Raw genomic sequence first — 17,597 nt, forward strand, 5'->3', positions numbered from 1 at the left:
CTATCAATAAAGAAGATCTAGTAAGGATTTTCAGCAATTTCGTCAAGGAAATCAACGTGTTTTCATTGGTATAGCTGAATCAATATAAAACCTTGGTCAGTATTTAAACAGTCATTAGCGTGTCTTTGCTATTGAATGGGCTCAATTTTTAGACTTCAAACCCTCAATTTCGTAATTATCTCCAGCAATCCATTAACGCCAACCAGCTCATTTTGTAATTTGAGTTAACGCGCGTTGAAGCTTCTGTTCCAATACACGTTTGTACTGAAGATATTCAATCGTTGTAGGCTCTTGCTGTACCAAAGAGAGATCAATATCAGTAATAAAAATCGGGTATCGTTGCTTGCTTTTACGTTTTTTAAGAACAAACTGAGCGAGTTTGCGAAATACCAGCTCGCCATAATCACGATAGCAATATTGCGTTTCACCACAATAGAGATCAAAGCAGGTTTTGCCTTCGCTATCGGTGGTTGCTATCGCCTGCACCAACCAATAATCTTCGGAAATTGTTCTTTCACTCAATTTAAGCCGTTTAAAACGCCCGGGATCATTACTTAGCGACTCGTCAAGATGCCAAAACTGACAGGCAGAGGACTCTGGTTGCAGAAAACCTGATCGGCGATCAATGGAGTCAAAAAATTGTTGATAGTGACTTATCAGGTTTTGTAAATAAATACCTTGCTGTTGGTGATAAAATAAATGACCGCTGGGCTCTTTAATGATTATGTCATAGCGTTCACCAGCGTGTTGAATCAGATAACAGTTTTTCTCCGACGCCACAGGTTTGTTAATAATCTTTTTGATTGCGGGAGAAATAATCAAGTTATCATCGAGCACATAATTAATATCATTTTTCGGCCGTTCACTAAGTGCCATTAAAAACCTTTTGGTTTGTTTAAAGTTTTTGAATTGGAGCCTGTTTCGGGTAAAGTCTAATTTTAGAAATCCACCTCCCATCGACATTAAAAAACTATAAAACTTTGATTTTCTTTCGCTGTTCAAGATTAGTCGATTCCACTGGCCAAGCAACCCGGTTATTCTTTCTTGAACTTTGGCAGTTGATGGTAAACCACGACAAAAAAAGATCATATTATCGTCATTAATGATCGCTCTATTGTCGACGAAAAAATCTATCCAGGAGAAAACGCCATTATATTGCTTACTGGAATACTCTCCCCAACTGTTAATACAAAAAGTATTAAACTGCTCCACCATATTAACCTGGCTTTCTCCCCAATTAAAAAAGTCCGAATTACCGCCAATACTGTATACATCCATTTTTTTTTCTTTAGTCAATGGGTCCTGTTGAGTGTTTAGATAAATACCAAGTTTGATCAATTTTGCCGGACTTTGAAATGTATCATCATCCAGGTAAGATTCTTTTTGCAGGTCTACCATTGAAAAAAGATCTTTGACAATTCCCTGGGCAAGTTCATGATCGAAATAACTCGACTTTGCATACACTTTATAATTTGTTTTACGCGTTACTACATGATTACAAACACACCAGGCTAAAATATCAAAAAAGCAGTTTGCGGTGTGCGCAGATGGTCGAATAGCCAACTGCTTTTGCGTGATTAGACCGAGATACAACACCCACTCATTCTCTGCTTTTTGATGAATGGTAATTGCGGCTTCGGTAATATCTTTGGCAATTCCGGTATTAACACGATCAATTTTACTTGCCCGCCTTTCAAATACTGCATAGAGTTTTCTGCCGAGCGAAGCCAGCTCATTTTGACTAACTTGATCCCGTACACCTTGCACACGAGCAAAATTAGAAAGGAAGTGATAGGAGTGAGTAAGTTCTCTGACTAAATCTTGCCGCTCTTTAATAACCGCATCCACTTTCCAGTTAAGCCGATCATTCAAGTAGTCCAGCCTGGACTGCTTCCACCCCCAATGCATTACCAATTCACGCAATTGCTGATAGCGCCAATTTTTCTTATTCTGTTTATTCAGTTGAATTTTAGAGCCCGCTTTCAGATAAAAGGCCCGCCTTAAAAACTCCAATCTCTGCGGTTGTTTTTTTAAGAAGTCCTCCGCATACTCCAAAATCATCATGTAGGGATCGAGTTTTTTAAGTTCATCCTCACCATCATAAATAAGCTGCTTATAGTTGGCCGAAAGCAGTCCCGTTTGCGGAAAATGGCGCGCATAAATCTCTAGAATTAACAACTTAACCGACGATTTGTAAGGTGATTCAATGGCCTTATACATTTGCCACAACGCGGCGCTAAAATATTCAGACGCAGGAATCTCAGACACTTCGCCAAAATCTAACCAGTCGGCAAAATCAACATGTTTGTTAGTCAGCAACCGCTTGCTGTACTGTGAATGATCCTCACCTGGCGGCACCAACCACCACAATGGCATACGCCCGCACAACCAGATCGCGGTACGGTAAAACTCATCCAGCAACAAATAATTTTGGGTATCGCCACAGCTTTCCTTCGACAAACTCTTACTCGCTCGCTGTGCAAAATCGTCTTTATGAACAACGAAACAATTCAACTCCACCCCAACACCAGCTAACCATTCACCGATTAACCCTGCTTTTTTTTGTAGTTTGGTTAATTGAGGTTTGTCAAAATGCTCGGTGACACAAATCCATAAATCCAGATCGCTACGCACCGATTGAGCCAGCGTTCCGGTACTGCCCATCAAATATAATCCGACAACATCGTATTTAAGGTAAGCACGCGATTGGTACTTGTAACTACGACTAACGGTTTTGAGGATTTTTTTCTCAAGCGCAGTCGGATAATAATTAGGAATTCCGCAAGGTGTACTTTTATCAACATAACCAGGAAGTAGCGGATGATTTACGTGAAATAGAAACGGGAGTAGTTTGATATAGTCTGACTGGCTAAAACTAAACCCGCTTAACATTCTATTTAAGCGGGCTTCACTCAATTGAACGAACCGAGAGGTGATGAGTTTTATCTGTTTAGGGTCGATTTCCTGCTTTGTCACAATATTGAGTTTTTTAGGCGAACGGCTATTATAATAGTGTAGGTGATGTAACCCTTTAGATGAAATAATAGTGTAGAAGTATTTTTTGCTTTATGATCAACTATTAATGACGATAATATGATTTTTAACAATAACAGTACTTTTTTGAGTTTGATATGTCCTTTGACCAAACAGAACTCCTCGAAAAATCACCTCTAGGCATTGTCATTAGTGACAACTCCCAGCGCGTTCTTTGGTGCAATTCTCAATTTCTGAGTGATACCCACCTCGATGAGAGTGAAGTCGTTGGCAAGCTCTACCCATCGTTGCCGATAGAAGCCATTGATAAAAACGCACAAATAGTCCAGCTATTTAATGAAAATGGCAATGATGACGTTAAGTTTCAGTACTGGCAAAATACCCTTGAGCAACCTGAAAAAGCCAAAATCCACTATTTCACTCGTGAACGAGAACAACAATCTAAACTCAGCTTAGCTGCTAACAAATTGGGTGGCTCACGTTTACCGAAACGTGCCAGCTGGGTTGAATTTCTTGACTATGAAGTGAGCCGAAGTCGCCGCTACAACAATCCGCTATCACTACTGAAGCTTCACCTGATTGTGTTAGAAAAACCAGATAATGTGATTGAAGAAACTTTACATCAAACTATCAAAGACACCTTAATGAATGAACTCCGGTGGGCCGACATGATTGGCCACACCGATCATGGCACCTATTTGATGGTGCTACCGGAAACGCCCGGTGAGGCGCTAAATTCTTTGCAGGAAAAACTCCATAAAGCCATGAAGGTACAGATAGACTTTATTAGCAAATCAATTAAGTATCATATTGTGTTTGGCGAAGCGAGTTGGCAGAAACACGATGAAAGCCAGCAAATGCTCATGCGGGCCCGCAATAATCTCGTGGAAAAACTTGAAATACTCTTAGAAAAAGCGAGTCAATAAAAAAACCGGGATTACTAAATCCCGGTTTTTTTATCATCCATTCCGACAGGAAAAGTGATTATTTGAGCATTTCTAACATATGCTCTACCGCTGCTATAACTTCTTCGTCGCTACAGTCGGCACAACCACCTTTAGCAGGCATAAATCCAGCACTTCCCTGATATCCTTTAATCGCATGTTCGAATAATATGTCATTACCCTGAGCGATTCGATCGGTCCAGGCACTCGCCTCACCAACTTTTGGTGCACCAGCAATTCCGGCACCGTGGCACATAGCACATTTCGCGGTGTACACCTCTTCACCACTGCGCGGTCCGCTCGTTTCAACAACCGGTGGTTTAGATACCGGAACATCATCTCCAACTCGATAAACTTCGCCGCTAGGTTTGGTTCTTTTTTGAATTGACTCCTTTTCCATGTGATGCGCGGATACTGCGCCTGCACATGCAACAAGTAGCGCAATCAACATGACTCTCAATTTAGACCCCAATTTATACAATGTCTTTCTCCCCCAATTTAACAATTGGCAATTTTCAGTGATCGCCAATTAAAAATTTCAGCGATTAAATCAGGCGCAAATTATAGCCGACTTAGCAGGTTGGATGAAAGATCTACGCTAAATTACTTTATTGACTATCAATTCAAATAGTTACTACCTTTTTTGAAATCTTGACTACACTTTAACTAAAAGCTGTAGGGAATTAATAACATTGGAATTTTCAGCATTCCTGAAATTTTCCCGCACCAAAGTTCTCGAGCACATAACTGCACGTTCTTTGCCAACAAAAAAATAAACATATCTATTTGATTTTATTAGGTTAATCTAAGTATAAAATGAAATTTCCGGGCAAAAAATTCACAGACAACCTCGTTGTGGCTTCAATAGACAGCCAACATTGTCGGCTTTACCATTTTTGGATAAAAGACTCAGGGTTGTCACTTTCTTCATCAGAATCGATCAAATATGCCAATTTGTCAGAGCTGGGCGATAAATTTTCGCGATGGGTTGGGCAAAATAACTGCAAGAAAACCGTCTGTCGCTGGCTCCTAATGCGTGAATTATACCAAACCCACAGTATTGACGCCCCCAATGTGCTCGACGATGAACTTGATAACGCAATCAAATGGCAAATCAAAGATCTGCTGGATCACGGCGTTGACGAAGTTCTGGTCAGCCATTATCGACCAAGCCACCCAGACAACCGAGCAAAACAGGTTACCGCTGTTGTCGTTGAAAAGCAGCTAGTCGAGTCTTTGATTAACATTACACGGGAAAGCGGACTACTGATGGAGTCGATTGAAATTGAAGAACTATCAATAGGCAACGCGCTCATCAAACATTTATCCGAGGATAAAATTATTGGTTTTGTCGGTGAAGACGATAAAGGTCTGGTATTTAATTTTTATAATGGCGGTGAATTGTGTTTCAGTCGACATAAAAAGGGTCGTTTTATGCCTAAGGCTGGAGAAGGTGAGTTTGTACTTGATACCGATCAGGAAGCCCAGGAAGAATCGTTTTTGTTAGAAACTCAGAGAACCCTTGACTACGTTATTAGCCAAATCTTCCGCCGCCCGCTTGATGCCATTTTATTACAACAAGAATCGGAAAAAAGTGAAGCCCTGGCTGAAACTATCAAGCAATTAACAGAAACCGACGTCATTCTGATTTCACCGAAGGTTGAAACGAAACAGGAAAATTCACAGGCCCCCAACCTGGCTGAGGTAGGACTCGCTCTGGGAATGGAGGCCTGAATGCAAAGAGTTAACTTCTACTTCGACGAGTACAAACCCAAACCGCTTAGTTTTAACAGTCAGTTTGCCCTGTCCATTTTTGCGTTGACCTTTATTGGGTTAATTGTGATTGGCAGCATCTTATCGGTTGAAAAGTCAGACATGGAAAAACGCCTGGCAGAAAAGCAGGTGCGATTTGCCAAATTGCAAACAGAGATCACCCAGTTGACTCAAAAGCTAAAACAGGATTCCGAGATTCAAGCACTTGAGATAGAGTTGAATAATAGTCTCAAAATGTTGAATCAATATCGAAAAGTAATCGGGTTGGTTAAAACCCCGCAGAAATCTCAAAGCGATATTTACAGTCAAATTTTACAGGAACTATCAGAACGCAAAGCTGATTCAATCTGGTTAACTGAAATTAATATTGATGCGCAAAATTTAAGCTTACATGGAACGACAACCAAGACAGATTCAATTCCGCGTTATGTCGATGAATTGAAAGATGCGAGTTCACTAAAGCGTCAATTTGATGAACTACAAATAACTAGGGACGGAAAAAACAATCGCTTAATTAACTTTTCACTCATTAATGGTAAGAAGTTCGATGGCCAATAAGTTAACTGAGCTGACAGAAAAGTATGACAAACTGCCTATCAGGTTGCGTTTGCTACTGGTTTTTTCCAGCATAGTGATCCTGGTTTTTATCGTCGATCTACTCTGGTTTTCGCCAGTTCAAACCGAAACCAAGAATTTACAAGGGCTGATAGATCAGGTAGATAAACAGATTAACGAAACGCTGGAAAGTCAAAACTTACTCAATGCAGCGATTTCCAACCAACGTAACCACCCAAAACGCAAGCAACTAGGGCAAATTAAACAACAAATTGAACAAGCTAAGCAAACACTTGAAGAACGTACAATCAATCTTGTTAAGCCAGAAGCAATGGCAACGGTTCTCAAAGAAATTATTAACCGTTCAGAAAAATTGACTTTGTTATCTTTGGTCAAGCAGCCGGCGTTACCACTTTTCGTCGATGAAAATGACGCCCAAGCAGACGATTCGATCCAGATGTATCGACACCCACTTGAAATGGTGTTTGAAGGAAAATACAGCGACACGCAAAACTTCCTCAAACAAATTGAAAACATGCCACAGAAAGTCAATTTTGAAAGTTTACAATATACGGTACAGACTCACCCTGTTTCCAAAGTAACACTGGTGGTTTCCACCTTAAGCTTAGAGAGGAAATGGATTGGTGGCTAACATGACCATTAAAATGGCTTTACCCTGTTTTTGCGCTATCGCATTAGCCGTTAGTATTGCGTCGAGTGCGGAGCAGCGCGATCCGACAAAACCTTTAATCGGAAGCGTTTCTGTCAGTGATACTAAACCGAAAACAAAACGCCCTAAACAAGTATTAACAGCAATCATTACTCGCGGCAAAAAGCGTTACGCCATTATCGAAGGCGACACTTATCGAGTCGGCGATACCTATCGAGGTAGCCGTATTATGAAAATATATCAGGGTAGCGTGTTAATAAGCTCTGCTAACGGCAGTAGAAGATTAACATTGATCCCACAAATAAAAAGTAAATGACTATGGTAAAAACGACATTGAAGTTAAGTTCTTTTATTCTTATGGTTAGCTTATTAACCAGCTGCGAAACATTTCAGCCGGCGCCAGAAGAGAAGAAAGTCTCTATCGCCGTTGAAGAACTCGCAAAACTTCAAAAATTGCAGAATTCTGGCCGGCCTGTTGTCAGCAGCCAGGAAATGTTAGATACCCTTCTACCACCAGTCGCATTAGAAGATCCCACAATCGAAGAAGAAAAGTTCGATGTATCTGTCAAAAATATCGATGCGCGTAGCTTTTTACTCGGCCTGGTTGACGGCACCGATTACAACTTAATGGTCAGCCCAGATATCGACATCAAGATTTCTTTACAGCTTAAAGATGTCACAGTTTCCGAAGTGTTAGCGGCCCTTGAAAAAATCTATCCATTAATGGTAGAAAAACAAGATAACCTGTTTTTTGTTTCTTCCGCAGAGACAATGACTGCGATTTATCCTGTCGATTACTTAAATCTTTCCCGCCGCGGCAAATCTCGCACTAATGTCGCCGGACAAACATTAGTGTCATCAGAAGGCGGGGGCCAATCAGATAACAATCAAACCGGTACTCAAAACAGCGTTACTCAACTTAATTCATCTGAAATTAACACCGAAAGCAACACCGATTTCTGGAAAGAGCTTAAGCTTAGCCTGGATTTAATTGTAAAAGATGAAGAAAAAGCCAGCATCGTCGTCAGCCCTCACGCCGGGATCGTTGTTGTTAAAGCCATGCCAAAAACTCAACGTCTAATTAAAGAGTATTTAGGAGTCACTCAAAACGGACTCAACCGACAAGTTATTCTGGAAGCCAAAATCATCGAAGTGATTTTAAATGACGGCTATCAAGCGGGCATTGATTGGAGAAAGGTTAACCTGGTGAATGACGGCGATGGTTTTATTTTTGGCCCGCAAGGTCAGGTTCTCAATACCCTCGACGAAGAAAATCCGCTTAACGGTGTTTTTTCAATGCTTTACCAGGGAAATCGATTTGACGCCGCCATAAACCTGTTAAAAACTCAGGGCGACGTTCAGGTTTTGTCATCTCCCAGAGTATCTACCGTCAACAACCAGAAAGCCGTTATAAAAGTCGGCAGCGATGAATTCTTCGTAACCGACGTTTCAACCACAACAGTCACAGGAACCAGTACAGCGACAACACCGGATGTCACGCTAACTTCTTTCTTTTCAGGCATATCACTGGACGTCACACCACAGATAAATAATCAGGGTGAAATTGTCTTACACATTCATCCAGTGGTTAGTGAAGTTACCGATCAACAAAAAACAATCACCCTTGGTGAAGATAACTTTACCTTACCTCTAGCACTCACCAATATTAGAGAATCCGATAGCATTGTAAGAGCCAAAGATCAGCAAATCATTGTTATCGGCGGGCTAATGCAAAATACAATTAGAAACCGAGAAAACACAACACCATTGCTCGGAGATATTCCAGTACTTGGTAAGATATTTACCCAGACCAGAGAGTCTCAGGTTAAAAGCGAACTGGTGATCTTGCTGAAAGCAAACCTGGTGAACAATGATTTCACTCGCGATGAAATTCAGCGAGTGAAAAAGCGTTTTAATAAACTTTAGTCATTCGCAAACCATGTACCTTTATCGCTTCGGAATGCAAAAGTTACCATTTGGGTTAACGCCCGATACGGAACTTTTTTGCCCATTGGAACCCCATATCGAAGCGCTCAATGTTTTAACTTTTGCCATCAACAGTGGCGAAGCATTGGTGAAAGTTACTGGCGAAGTCGGCACCGGAAAAACCATGTTGTGCCGCCTGCTACTTAACCAGCTCGATACTAATCGTCGTACCGCTTACATTCCTTATCCAAAATTGAGCGCACGAGAATTGAAGTTTTCCCTGGCAAAAGAACTCGGGATCAGAATCAGTACCGAATGCAGAGACGACCAGTTAACCCAGAGAATTCAGACCCGACTTCTCAACCTTAACAAAAAACATGGGCCGGTTGTATTAGTCATCGATGAAGCACAAGTATTAGATAATGATGGCTTGGAAACTTTACGTCTTTTTACCAATCTGGAAACCGAGCAACATAAACTGCTTCAAATTGTTTTGTTTGCACAACCAGAATTAGACGTTAAGTTAGCAAACTCGAAGCTTCGACAAATTAAACAAAGAATTGTATTTAGTTACCACTTAAAACCGCTTAACACTGGCCAGGTTTGTGCTTATGTAAAGAAGCGTTTAGAGTCAGTCGGCAGTACCCAAATCCGCTATTCAGTATTTGCGAACTGGCTAGTTCATCATTACTCCAAAGGCATTCCAAGAATCATCAATATATTATGCCATAAGGCACTGCTGCTAAGTTTTGGGCAAAATAAAGATAGTATTAACGCAATCAATCTTATCAAAGCAGCAAAAGATACCGAGTCGGTTAATACCTGGATTCAAAACCACACCAAGTTGATCGCGGCGCTGGTCGCTGTATTGGCAAGTAGCTCAGCCATGGCTTTCTGGGGGATCGGATGAGCGTCGTCAATGAAATGTTAAGGGAGTTACAAGACTCACAACCGGTCAAGCAACAGCTTAACTTTCAACCGGTAGCCAAAAAATTTTCGCTCTCTCCCATTGTAACTGGGCTGTTTATCGGCGTCGGTATTTTAATTCTCGCCTGGTATTTTTTTTCAATGGATGGTACAGCGTCCAACAAGCTAGATGGCAACCAGGCGAAACAATTAGTAGCGCATGAACAATCAAATACGAAGCCTGGTGTTAATAAAATAAAAAGTGAAAACACCGCTGAAAAACAAAGCGCGCTAAAGCCTATCGTAAAAGAAATAGTTAGTAAAAGTAAAAAAACTATCGTAGCGTCAAAAGAAAAAGCAACTGGTCAACTGGAAGAAAATAAAAAGGTAAGCTTTTCGAAGAGACAAATATTAAAAGAAGAGTCGAAAAAAGCTCCCCTCATTCAATCCGAAATTAAAACTAAGTCGCTAGCCACACAGCTCAATGAAAAGCTTCGCTCAATCCAATCAGAAAAAAAACTTTTTGGCGCCGAGCATGCGATAACCAAACTTAAAGTTCTGGTGCAGCAAAACCCCAGGTTCGACCCTGCCAGACTCCAACTCATCAAAACAGCCTGGGAAAGTAAACACCCTGAATTAAGTTCCTTTTTGCAGAGAGCAGTTAAAGAAAGTCCTTCCCAACCGGCATTTCGTATTGCCGCCGCTCGATATTTTGTCGAGCAAAATGATTTAGCAACCGCCGAGAGCTTTCTTTTAGATTTGAGCCAGCTCAATGAAGTTCAACCCAGCTTATTGCAAACTCGCGCGATTATTCGCCAAAAACAGTCCAGACATCAATTAGCCATTCAAGACTATGGCCGTATCCTGGGTATATCACCAAACAGAGGCGATATTTATATTGCATTAGGTATTTCACTCGAAGCGCTTGGTCAAATTAATCAAGCAAAACTCAGTTTTCAAAATGCGTTGAAAGATAACCGTCTATCATCACAGCAAGTTGAATTTGTCCGACAAAAATTAAGCATTCATCAAGGTTAAATAACGATGTTAAGAAAAGTCAGGCTAGGCGATCTATTAGTTGAAAAAAAAGTTATCACGGAAAAACAACTTGAAGATGCGCTAACCGAACAAAAATCTAGTCGCCAACGGTTGGGGAGGTTGTTGGTCAGTCTCGGTTATGTGGACGAAAAACAACTGCTCATGTTATTGGCTGAGCAACTACAAATCGAATTTATCGATTTGGTTCGATTCAAAGTTAACACAGAATCAGTGCTACAACTTAGCGAAATGAACGCGAGGCGTTTACGAGCGCTGGTTATTGACGAAAAAGAAGGTCACTTTATAGTAGCAATGGCCGACCCTACTGATTTGGATAAATTCGATCAGCTACAAGAAAAACTCTCAAAGCCAGTCAAGTTATGTGTTGCACTCGAATCAGAAATCATAACCAACATTGACAATTTATACCGCTCGGCCAGCGAGATATCGTCGCTAGCTGAAGAACTCGAAGATGAATTAAGCGATGATAGTTTCGACCTGCCGGGACTGAACGAAAATCTTTCCAATGAAGACGCGCCAGTAGCCAAATTACTCCAGAGTATTTTTGATCAGGCGATGCAAATGAAAGCATCTGACGTACACATCGAACCAGATTCAAAAGTGCTACGGGTGAGAATGCGCGTCGACGGCCAATTGCAAGAACAAGTAATAAAAGAAACTCGAATTGTACCTGCATTAGTTCTTCGCCTGAAATTAATGTGTGGTTTGGACATTTCCGAGAAGCGAATTCCGCAGGACGGTCGTTTTCGAATTCGTGCCCGCGGCCATGAAGTCGATATACGTTTGTCCACCATGCCAGTGCAGCATGGAGAATCTGTGGTAATGCGTTTGCTGGATCAAAGCTCAGGTTTATTAAAGCTGGAGCAAACTGGCATTGAACCAAAAATCTTAAAAGAAATTCGTAAACTGCTAGCTTATCCACACGGATTAATTCTGGTAACCGGCCCAACCGGTAGCGGTAAAACGACGACGCTCTATTCAGCTTTATCAGAGCTCAATTCTCCGGAAAAAAAGATTATTACGATCGAAGATCCCGTGGAGTATAAACTTTCCAGAATCAACCAGGTTCAAGTGAATAACAAAATCGATCTCACCTTCGCCAAAGTGCTAAGGGCAGTACTCAGACAAGATCCAGATATTGTTCTGGTAGGGGAGATGCGCGATCAGGAAACGGCTGAAATCGGTTTACGCGCTGCCGTTACCGGACACCTGGTACTTTCAACACTACATACTAATGATACGTTATCAGCGGCCATTCGATTAGCCGACATGGGCGCTGAACCTTACCTGTTAGCGAGCGGTTTACGCGGTGTAATTGCGCAGAGACTCGTCAGAAGAATTTGTTCATTCTGTATCGAAGACTATCACCCGGATGAGCACGAAGTAGTCTGGTTGGCTAAAGAAAGTAACCTGGTGGATGAAACAACTAAATGGAAACACGGGAAAGGCTGCGTTCAATGCCACAACACCGGTTACCTGGGCCGAGCTGCTATTTTCGAAATACTATTGCCCGATAAAAAAATGCTGGAAGCGATTCGCACACAGAATTTTAACCAACTAGTTCAACTAGCCAATCAGTCTGAGTTTTATACACCACTGAGCCAATCTGCGATCAACCTGGCTATGGACGGTATTACCAGCGTTGAAGAAGTACTCCGAGTATGTGAATCAATAGAAGATCTGGAGAAGTAACTTGGCAGTATTCGAGTACAAAGCGAAAACCTCCACCGGCGAGGCCGTTAGCGGAACCATTGACGCGGTTAACCAGGAAGCGGTAGCGGAGAGATTACTAGCACGAGGCAATTACCCAATCTCAATTGTTGAGGCCAAGGAAGAAAAGACACTTCTTAACCTTGATGTTGGTCAGTTATTTAAATCGAAAAAAGTGAACCTTAACCAACTGGTTATGTTCAGCCGCCAAATGTATAGTTTAACCAAGGCAGGGATCCCTTTAACTCGAGCCATCAGTGGATTGCTAGAAACCACCAATTCCGCCGCGCTCAAAGATGCTCTGGAATCGATTTACAATGACCTAAATGCGGGGACCAACTTAGCCACAGCATTTTCCAGACACGATCACATTTTTTCATCATTGTACATTAGCCTTATTCATGTTGGTGAAAACTCAGGTCGATTAGAAGAAGCGTTCAAACAAATCGCTAATTATCTAGAACTAGAACAAAAAACCAAGCAGAGAATTAAAACCGCCACACGTTACCCAACTTTTGCCATGATGGCTATTATTGGCGCGGTCATTATTATTAACATATTTGTGATCCCGCAATTTGCTAATTTGTTCTCGAGTTTTGATGCCGGAGAGTTACCGTTACCAACAAGAATACTCATGGCGACCAGTAGTTTTTTTATTAATTTCTGGCCACACTTGTTAGTCGTCAGCGTGGGTTGCGTATATGCAGCGATGCGCTACATAAAAACGGAGAATGGGAATTTGTGGTGGGATAAAACAAAGCTGAAGATCCCTATTTTTGGCGACATCATTTACCGTTCTTTACTTGCCAGATTTGCGAGAACTTTTGGCATGATGAATCGCTCCGGCGTTCCGCTCATTAATGCACTCAATATTGTCGCTGATGTGGTCGACAATGTCTGGGTCGCACAGCATATTCGCGAAATGAGAAGTGGGGTTGAAAAAGGCGAATCAATTCGGCTGGTTGCAACTCGGTCGGAGATGTTCTCGCCATTAACCATTCAAATGATTTCTGTCGGCGAAGAAACTGGCCAACTCGATGAGATGCTCGATCAAGTTGCTGCTTTCTACGAAGAGCAGGTTGATTATGATTTGAAAAAATTATCAGACTATATTGAACCAGTGCTCATTGTATTTATCGGCGCCATCGTATTAATTCTAATGCTTGCTGTGTACCTGCCTATGTGGGAATTAACTTCCAGGGTACGCAATGGCTAGTTCGTTAACAGCATCCGGTGTAAAAAGTAGTTATCTTTATTTGGGCGTCATTATTATTTTTTTGGTGGTCGTAGGGTATTTCTGGTTTCTGAAGCAACCAAGTTTGCGCAGTGGTCTTGAGCAAAACGCATTTTATTTTAACTTTTTGGCACTTAAAAATTCCATCAGACTGGCTAACTTAAAATTTTTGGCCGGACAGGCTAACCCAACACCCACTGATCAATGGGTCGAAAATGAAGTGGGTCTGGATTTTAATTCTAAAGGATATCCAATAGGAACCGATATTACTAACAGTAGACAAGAAAAACCTGAGTCCGCAGAAAACTGTAAACAGATCTGGCAATTCTTGATGGGGCCACTTCAACCCCGCGTATCAACCAATTCTGAGCCCGAAAACTACCTAGTAACGCTCATGAATAACGATATTTGCGTTTATCGAAGTCCGAGAATTAACGATAGGCAGATAAGATACAATTCGAACACCGGAAAAGTCAGTCTATTGTTGGTAACAGGTTAATTTTTATGGAAAAAAAACAATTCTTTACTACACTTTTATTAGATTCTTTTAAACTCGCCACAACCAGGCACACCATATGGGGATAATTCAGTGAAAAGAAATATGTCTAAATCAAAAGGTTTTACCTTGATAGAACTGATTGTTGTTATTGTCATTTTAGGGATAATGGCTGCAATCGCTGGTCCTAAATTTGTTGATTTACAAACCGACGCAAGAATTTCAGTTATGAACGGACTCGAAGGTGCTGTTAGAGGCGCCGCTACATTAGTTTATTCAAAATCCTTAATCGAAGGTGAAGAAGGCACCGCAAGTGACGGAACCGCCGCAAGTCAGGTAACCGTTCAAGGTGTCGCGGTCGATACAGACTTTGGTTATCCAGCAGGAACAGCAACCGGGATTGAAGCCGCGCTCGATTTTTCTCCAGAAATAAGCGTAGCTCATGCAGCAGGTGTCAGTACTTTTACGTATGTCGGACAAGCTGCATGCGTAATTACTTATACAGAGTCGGCCGCAGCTAATGCCGCACCGGTCATTAATACTGCCGCAGTGACCGCAGCTAACTGCTAAAAAAGAGCCCGATGCAATTTCATAAGCCGCCTTATCAACAGGCGGCTTTCACTTTATTGGAACTTATTATTGTTGTCGCGGTTCTCGCGGTTATCTCAGTTTACATTCAAAGTCGTATTCAAAGTTCCGACGACTATCAACAAGATAGCGCTATCGAACAATTGATCAGCGTCGCTCGGCTTACCCAACAACTTTCGATGAATGATTCCGCGCGAAATTTTGCGTTATCAATTCAAAGCAATCAACTCGATATTTTAGCTGATGGAGTATCGCTTTCTGTGTCTAATCTCAGCTTACCAATCAATCTGGGAGATAACGTCACACTTGCACCAACTGGTAATGTGGTTTTTAATAGTCTGGGCGAAACTGCCGCCACCACAATTAATGTTACTATTAACAACACTCAACAAGTTTGCATTGAAACCAGTGGTTATCTTCACCGATGTTAAATGCACATTGCATCAATCAGCGAGGCTACTCGTTAATTGAATTAATCATTACCATTGCACTGACCGGTATTGCCGTGATTATCTTTTTTTCTGTTTTCGCGGTCACTCAACGGCAGTCGGTAGAACCTGTTTTTCAAGTAAAGTCCGCCGAGCTAGGACAGGCTTATCTGGAAGAGATTGGATTAAAACGTTACGACGAAAACTCTCCCACCGGCAATGCATTGCGGTGCGACGCACCTTCTGCTCCAGCCTGTAGCGGAGCTTTAGGCGCTGAAGGGGGAGAAACGCGCGTACTATTTGATGATATTGATGACTACCACAACCTCAGTGACAGTCCACCACAAGATGCTTTAGGAAATAATCGCACCGGGTTCAACAGCTTTACCGTTAATGTATCCGTGACCTATGCGGGAACGGATTTTGGCCTCACAGCTCAAGCACTCAAAAGAATACAGGTCACTGTCATTGCTCCTGACACCAGTCGATATGTTTTTAGTCAATACAGGGGAAATTTCTGATGAGAAAAATTTCCCGACAAAAAGGTTTTACCTTAATTGAATTAATCATTGTCATCATATTAATTGGCATTCTGGCAGTGTCATTTACCAATATCACCAGCACCGCAGTTTTTAGCTACATTGATGCCAAGGATCGAAATCGCCTTAGTCAATCCGGCAAATGGTTAATGGAGAGAGTATCAAGAGAAGTCAGAGAAGCCCTGCCTCAAAGTATTCGTTCGGGAAATTCTATTAACGTCCACTGTGTCGAATTTATGAATATTGTTAACGCATCCAGTTATCTCAATTTACCGGCGACTGGTGCGGTTAGCAGTTTTGATGCCGTGGGTTTTGATCTCAGTTTTTCCGCCGGATTATTGGTTGCAGTGATGCCCATCGATCCAACCACAACTTACACCGTTGCTGGAACCCTGGGAAATGTTGCTTCGATTGTTCCCAGCGGCAGCCAATCAACGATTAATTTATCAGCACCAACTACTTTTGATCGTCGCTCCCCACAAGATCGATTCTACTTGCTAGACACACCTGTTTCATACTGTTTAAATGACAATAATGGAGAAGTTAATCGCTACACAGGTTATGCCATTACCGCCGCACAAGTTTTCCCACCCGCAGGCGGAACAACAGAATTAATGGGAGAAGATTTTTCCGCTAACGGTACTGTTTTTAATTATCAACCGGGCACTTTAAGTCGCGCTGGAATTTTGCAAATTAATTTTCGACTACAAAATCGCGACCGCAATCTAGCAGGAAACGACGAGTCATTTGAGATTTTTCACGAGGTGCATGTTCGAAATGTTCCTTAGCAAATTCAATCGAAGACACAGCAAAGTTTCATTGCCGAAGGAGCAGCAAGGGATCAGCCTTGCTATTTTGTTATTTATAATTATTATTGTCGGGTTGCTGGCGACAGCATTAACCCGGATCAATACACAATCGAACCTGGCTAACGCGCAACAGGTGATCGCTACCCGAGCTTTTTTTGCTGCGGAGTCTGGCGCTCAGTTACAGGCCACCAGTATATTTCCAATCGCCGGTGGTGCAGGTGTTTGCGCTAATCAGAACTTTAATTTTAATGCCAATGGGCTAAATGGTTGTAGTGCGACCACAACTTGTACAACAATTACCGTCGGCTCGGAAGATTATTATCAGGTTAGCAGTCAAGGACAATGTAATGCCGGTCAACCAATGCAGGCGACACGAACAATTGAAGTCCGTCTGAAAGATATCAATTAATCATTATTCAAATAAAAATGACGAATCACTGTTATTGTGGAAACAATGGATCTTTCGCTCAGTGCTGCGAACCATTGATTCGCACTGCGAAAAAGCCGCTCACACCAGAACAATTAATGCGTTCTCGCTATTCAGCCTACAGCACCGGAAACGCGCAATACCTGCTCGACACTTTAGCGCCGGAAAAACGCCAATTAGACGAAAAAGCCAAAATCCAGCAAACTATCGATAGTACAAAATGGATAGGTTTGAAAATTGTTTCGACGGAATTTGATGACAGCAAACCAAATCAGGGCTCAGTGGAGTTTGTTGCATTTTACCAAGAAAATGGTATTCAACAGCTTCATGAATGTTCTCGCTTTATCAAACAAGATTCACATTGGTTTTACCTGGATGGTGAGCATCTACCACCGATTAAAATCGGTAGAAACGACCGTTGTTTTTGTAATAGTGGAAAGAAATATAAAAAGTGTCATGGCAATTAAGTAGCGATTATGTGGGAGTTGCATTTAACATTTCGATAACGTCATACATTTCTGATGACAGCGACCGCACCT

19 protein-coding genes are annotated in these 17,597 nt (G+C 41.8%); 17 read left to right on the forward strand and 2 right to left on the reverse strand.

What is annotated here, in order from left to right; genetic code table 11:
• Positions 1–207: 207 nt before the first annotated feature.
• A complete protein-coding gene (locus FLL46_RS08385) occupies positions 208–2,976 on the reverse strand; it encodes a class I adenylate cyclase (RefSeq protein ID WP_142893037.1) in 2,769 nt (922 codons plus the stop codon).
• Positions 2,977–3,131: 155 nt separating this feature from the next.
• Between FLL46_RS08385 and FLL46_RS08390 the strand changes: the two genes are divergently transcribed.
• Positions 3,132–3,920, forward strand: a complete 789-nt coding sequence (locus FLL46_RS08390) for a GGDEF domain-containing protein (protein ID WP_142893038.1) — start codon at positions 3,132–3,134, stop codon at positions 3,918–3,920.
• 58 nt (positions 3,921–3,978) lie between these two features.
• Here the strand turns inward: FLL46_RS08390 and FLL46_RS08395 are convergent, their stop codons facing one another.
• Positions 3,979–4,419 (reverse strand): c-type cytochrome, encoded by a 441-nt coding sequence (locus FLL46_RS08395; protein WP_210418632.1) that lies wholly within the window; start codon positions 4,417–4,419, stop codon positions 3,979–3,981.
• Positions 4,420–4,970: 551 nt separating this feature from the next.
• Between FLL46_RS08395 and FLL46_RS08400 the strand changes: the two genes are divergently transcribed.
• The 16 genes from FLL46_RS08400 to FLL46_RS08475 all read left to right on the forward strand — a co-directional run bounded on the left by FLL46_RS08400 (position 4,971) and on the right by FLL46_RS08475 (position 17,525).
• Positions 4,971–5,672: a type IV pilus biogenesis protein PilM gene (locus FLL46_RS08400; RefSeq protein WP_142893039.1), complete on the forward strand. Its 702-nt coding sequence runs from the start codon at positions 4,971–4,973 to the stop codon at positions 5,670–5,672.
• Positions 5,673–6,269: a PilN domain-containing protein gene (locus FLL46_RS08405; protein WP_142893040.1), complete on the forward strand. Its 597-nt coding sequence runs from the start codon at positions 5,673–5,675 to the stop codon at positions 6,267–6,269.
• Positions 6,259–6,918 carry a type 4a pilus biogenesis protein PilO gene (gene pilO / locus FLL46_RS08410; RefSeq protein ID WP_168204095.1) on the forward strand — a complete coding sequence of 220 codons (660 nt, stop codon included), beginning with the start codon at positions 6,259–6,261 and terminating at the stop codon, positions 6,916–6,918. The genes FLL46_RS08405 and pilO overlap by 11 nt, the downstream gene beginning before the upstream one ends.
• A gap of 1 nt (position 6,919) precedes the next feature.
• The gene (locus FLL46_RS08415; protein ID WP_142893042.1) at positions 6,920–7,252 is read left to right on the forward strand and encodes a hypothetical protein; all 333 of its coding nucleotides are present in this window, start codon (positions 6,920–6,922) and stop codon (positions 7,250–7,252) included.
• A gap of 2 nt (positions 7,253–7,254) precedes the next feature.
• Entirely contained in the window at positions 7,255–8,862 is a 1,608-nt protein-coding gene (mshL, locus tag FLL46_RS08420; protein ID WP_168204096.1) for a pilus (MSHA type) biogenesis protein MshL, read from the forward strand.
• Between the two features lie 34 nt (positions 8,863–8,896).
• The gene (locus tag FLL46_RS08425) at positions 8,897–9,772 is read left to right on the forward strand and encodes an ExeA family protein (protein ID WP_168204097.1); all 876 of its coding nucleotides are present in this window, start codon (positions 8,897–8,899) and stop codon (positions 9,770–9,772) included.
• Positions 9,769–10,806 carry a tetratricopeptide repeat protein gene (locus FLL46_RS08430; RefSeq protein ID WP_142893045.1) on the forward strand — a complete coding sequence of 346 codons (1,038 nt, stop codon included), beginning with the start codon at positions 9,769–9,771 and terminating at the stop codon, positions 10,804–10,806. Before FLL46_RS08425 ends, FLL46_RS08430 begins: the two co-directional genes overlap by 4 nt.
• A gap of 6 nt (positions 10,807–10,812) precedes the next feature.
• The gene (locus FLL46_RS08435) at positions 10,813–12,519 is read left to right on the forward strand and encodes a GspE/PulE family protein (protein WP_142893046.1); all 1,707 of its coding nucleotides are present in this window, start codon (positions 10,813–10,815) and stop codon (positions 12,517–12,519) included.
• Between the two features lies 1 nt (position 12,520).
• Positions 12,521–13,753, forward strand: coding sequence for a type II secretion system F family protein (locus FLL46_RS08440; RefSeq protein ID WP_142893047.1), 1,233 nt, complete (start codon positions 12,521–12,523; stop codon positions 13,751–13,753).
• A complete protein-coding gene (locus FLL46_RS08445; RefSeq protein ID WP_142893048.1) occupies positions 13,746–14,270 on the forward strand; it encodes a hypothetical protein in 525 nt (174 codons plus the stop codon). Before FLL46_RS08440 ends, FLL46_RS08445 begins: the two co-directional genes overlap by 8 nt.
• Positions 14,271–14,372: 102 nt before the next feature.
• Positions 14,373–14,837 (forward strand): prepilin-type N-terminal cleavage/methylation domain-containing protein, encoded by a 465-nt coding sequence (locus FLL46_RS08450; RefSeq protein ID WP_142893049.1) that lies wholly within the window; start codon positions 14,373–14,375, stop codon positions 14,835–14,837.
• Positions 14,838–14,848: 11 nt separating this feature from the next.
• Positions 14,849–15,286, forward strand: a complete 438-nt coding sequence (locus FLL46_RS08455; RefSeq protein ID WP_142893050.1) for a type II secretion system protein — start codon at positions 14,849–14,851, stop codon at positions 15,284–15,286.
• The gene (locus FLL46_RS08460; RefSeq protein WP_142893051.1) at positions 15,280–15,804 is read left to right on the forward strand and encodes a type IV pilus modification PilV family protein; all 525 of its coding nucleotides are present in this window, start codon (positions 15,280–15,282) and stop codon (positions 15,802–15,804) included. The genes FLL46_RS08455 and FLL46_RS08460 overlap by 7 nt, the downstream gene beginning before the upstream one ends.
• On the forward strand, positions 15,804–16,610 hold the full coding sequence (locus FLL46_RS08465; protein ID WP_142893052.1) for a prepilin-type N-terminal cleavage/methylation domain-containing protein: 807 nt from the start codon (positions 15,804–15,806) through the stop codon (positions 16,608–16,610). The genes FLL46_RS08460 and FLL46_RS08465 overlap by 1 nt, the downstream gene beginning before the upstream one ends.
• A complete protein-coding gene (locus tag FLL46_RS08470; protein WP_142893053.1) occupies positions 16,600–17,040 on the forward strand; it encodes a hypothetical protein in 441 nt (146 codons plus the stop codon). Before FLL46_RS08465 ends, FLL46_RS08470 begins: the two co-directional genes overlap by 11 nt.
• 17 nt (positions 17,041–17,057) lie before the next feature.
• Complete coding sequence (locus FLL46_RS08475; RefSeq protein WP_142893054.1) at positions 17,058–17,525, forward strand: YchJ family protein; 468 nt, start codon at positions 17,058–17,060, stop codon at positions 17,523–17,525.
• Positions 17,526–17,597: the final 72 nt, after the last annotated feature.

Source organism: Aliikangiella coralliicola, from assembly GCF_007004725.1.
GTDB lineage: Bacteria > Pseudomonadota > Gammaproteobacteria > Enterobacterales > Kangiellaceae > Aliikangiella > Aliikangiella coralliicola.

Excerpts from the sequence above, each read along its gene's own strand:
- FLL46_RS08390 (WP_142893038.1), top strand. The coding sequence starts at position 3,132 with ATGTCCTTTGACCAAACAGAACTCCTCGAAAAATCACCTCTAGGCATT.
- FLL46_RS08415 (WP_142893042.1), top strand. The coding sequence starts at position 6,920 with ATGACCATTAAAATGGCTTTACCCTGTTTTTGCGCTATCGCATTAGCC.
- FLL46_RS08475 (WP_142893054.1), top strand. The coding sequence starts at position 17,058 with ATGACGAATCACTGTTATTGTGGAAACAATGGATCTTTCGCTCAGTGC.
- mshL (WP_168204096.1), top strand. The coding sequence starts at position 7,255 with ATGGTAAAAACGACATTGAAGTTAAGTTCTTTTATTCTTATGGTTAGC.
- pilO (WP_168204095.1), top strand. The coding sequence starts at position 6,259 with ATGGCCAATAAGTTAACTGAGCTGACAGAAAAGTATGACAAACTGCCT.
- FLL46_RS08450 (WP_142893049.1), top strand. The coding sequence starts at position 14,373 with ATGTCTAAATCAAAAGGTTTTACCTTGATAGAACTGATTGTTGTTATT.
- FLL46_RS08425 (WP_168204097.1), top strand. The coding sequence starts at position 8,897 with ATGCAAAAGTTACCATTTGGGTTAACGCCCGATACGGAACTTTTTTGC.
- FLL46_RS08430 (WP_142893045.1), top strand. The coding sequence starts at position 9,769 with ATGAGCGTCGTCAATGAAATGTTAAGGGAGTTACAAGACTCACAACCG.
- FLL46_RS08435 (WP_142893046.1), top strand. The coding sequence starts at position 10,813 with ATGTTAAGAAAAGTCAGGCTAGGCGATCTATTAGTTGAAAAAAAAGTT.
- FLL46_RS08460 (WP_142893051.1), top strand. The coding sequence starts at position 15,280 with ATGTTAAATGCACATTGCATCAATCAGCGAGGCTACTCGTTAATTGAA.
- FLL46_RS08405 (WP_142893040.1), top strand. The coding sequence starts at position 5,673 with ATGCAAAGAGTTAACTTCTACTTCGACGAGTACAAACCCAAACCGCTT.
- FLL46_RS08445 (WP_142893048.1), top strand. The coding sequence starts at position 13,746 with ATGGCTAGTTCGTTAACAGCATCCGGTGTAAAAAGTAGTTATCTTTAT.
- FLL46_RS08470 (WP_142893053.1), top strand. The coding sequence starts at position 16,600 with ATGTTCCTTAGCAAATTCAATCGAAGACACAGCAAAGTTTCATTGCCG.
- FLL46_RS08400 (WP_142893039.1), top strand. The coding sequence starts at position 4,971 with ATGCGTGAATTATACCAAACCCACAGTATTGACGCCCCCAATGTGCTC.
- FLL46_RS08455 (WP_142893050.1), top strand. The coding sequence starts at position 14,849 with ATGCAATTTCATAAGCCGCCTTATCAACAGGCGGCTTTCACTTTATTG.
- FLL46_RS08465 (WP_142893052.1), top strand. The coding sequence starts at position 15,804 with ATGAGAAAAATTTCCCGACAAAAAGGTTTTACCTTAATTGAATTAATC.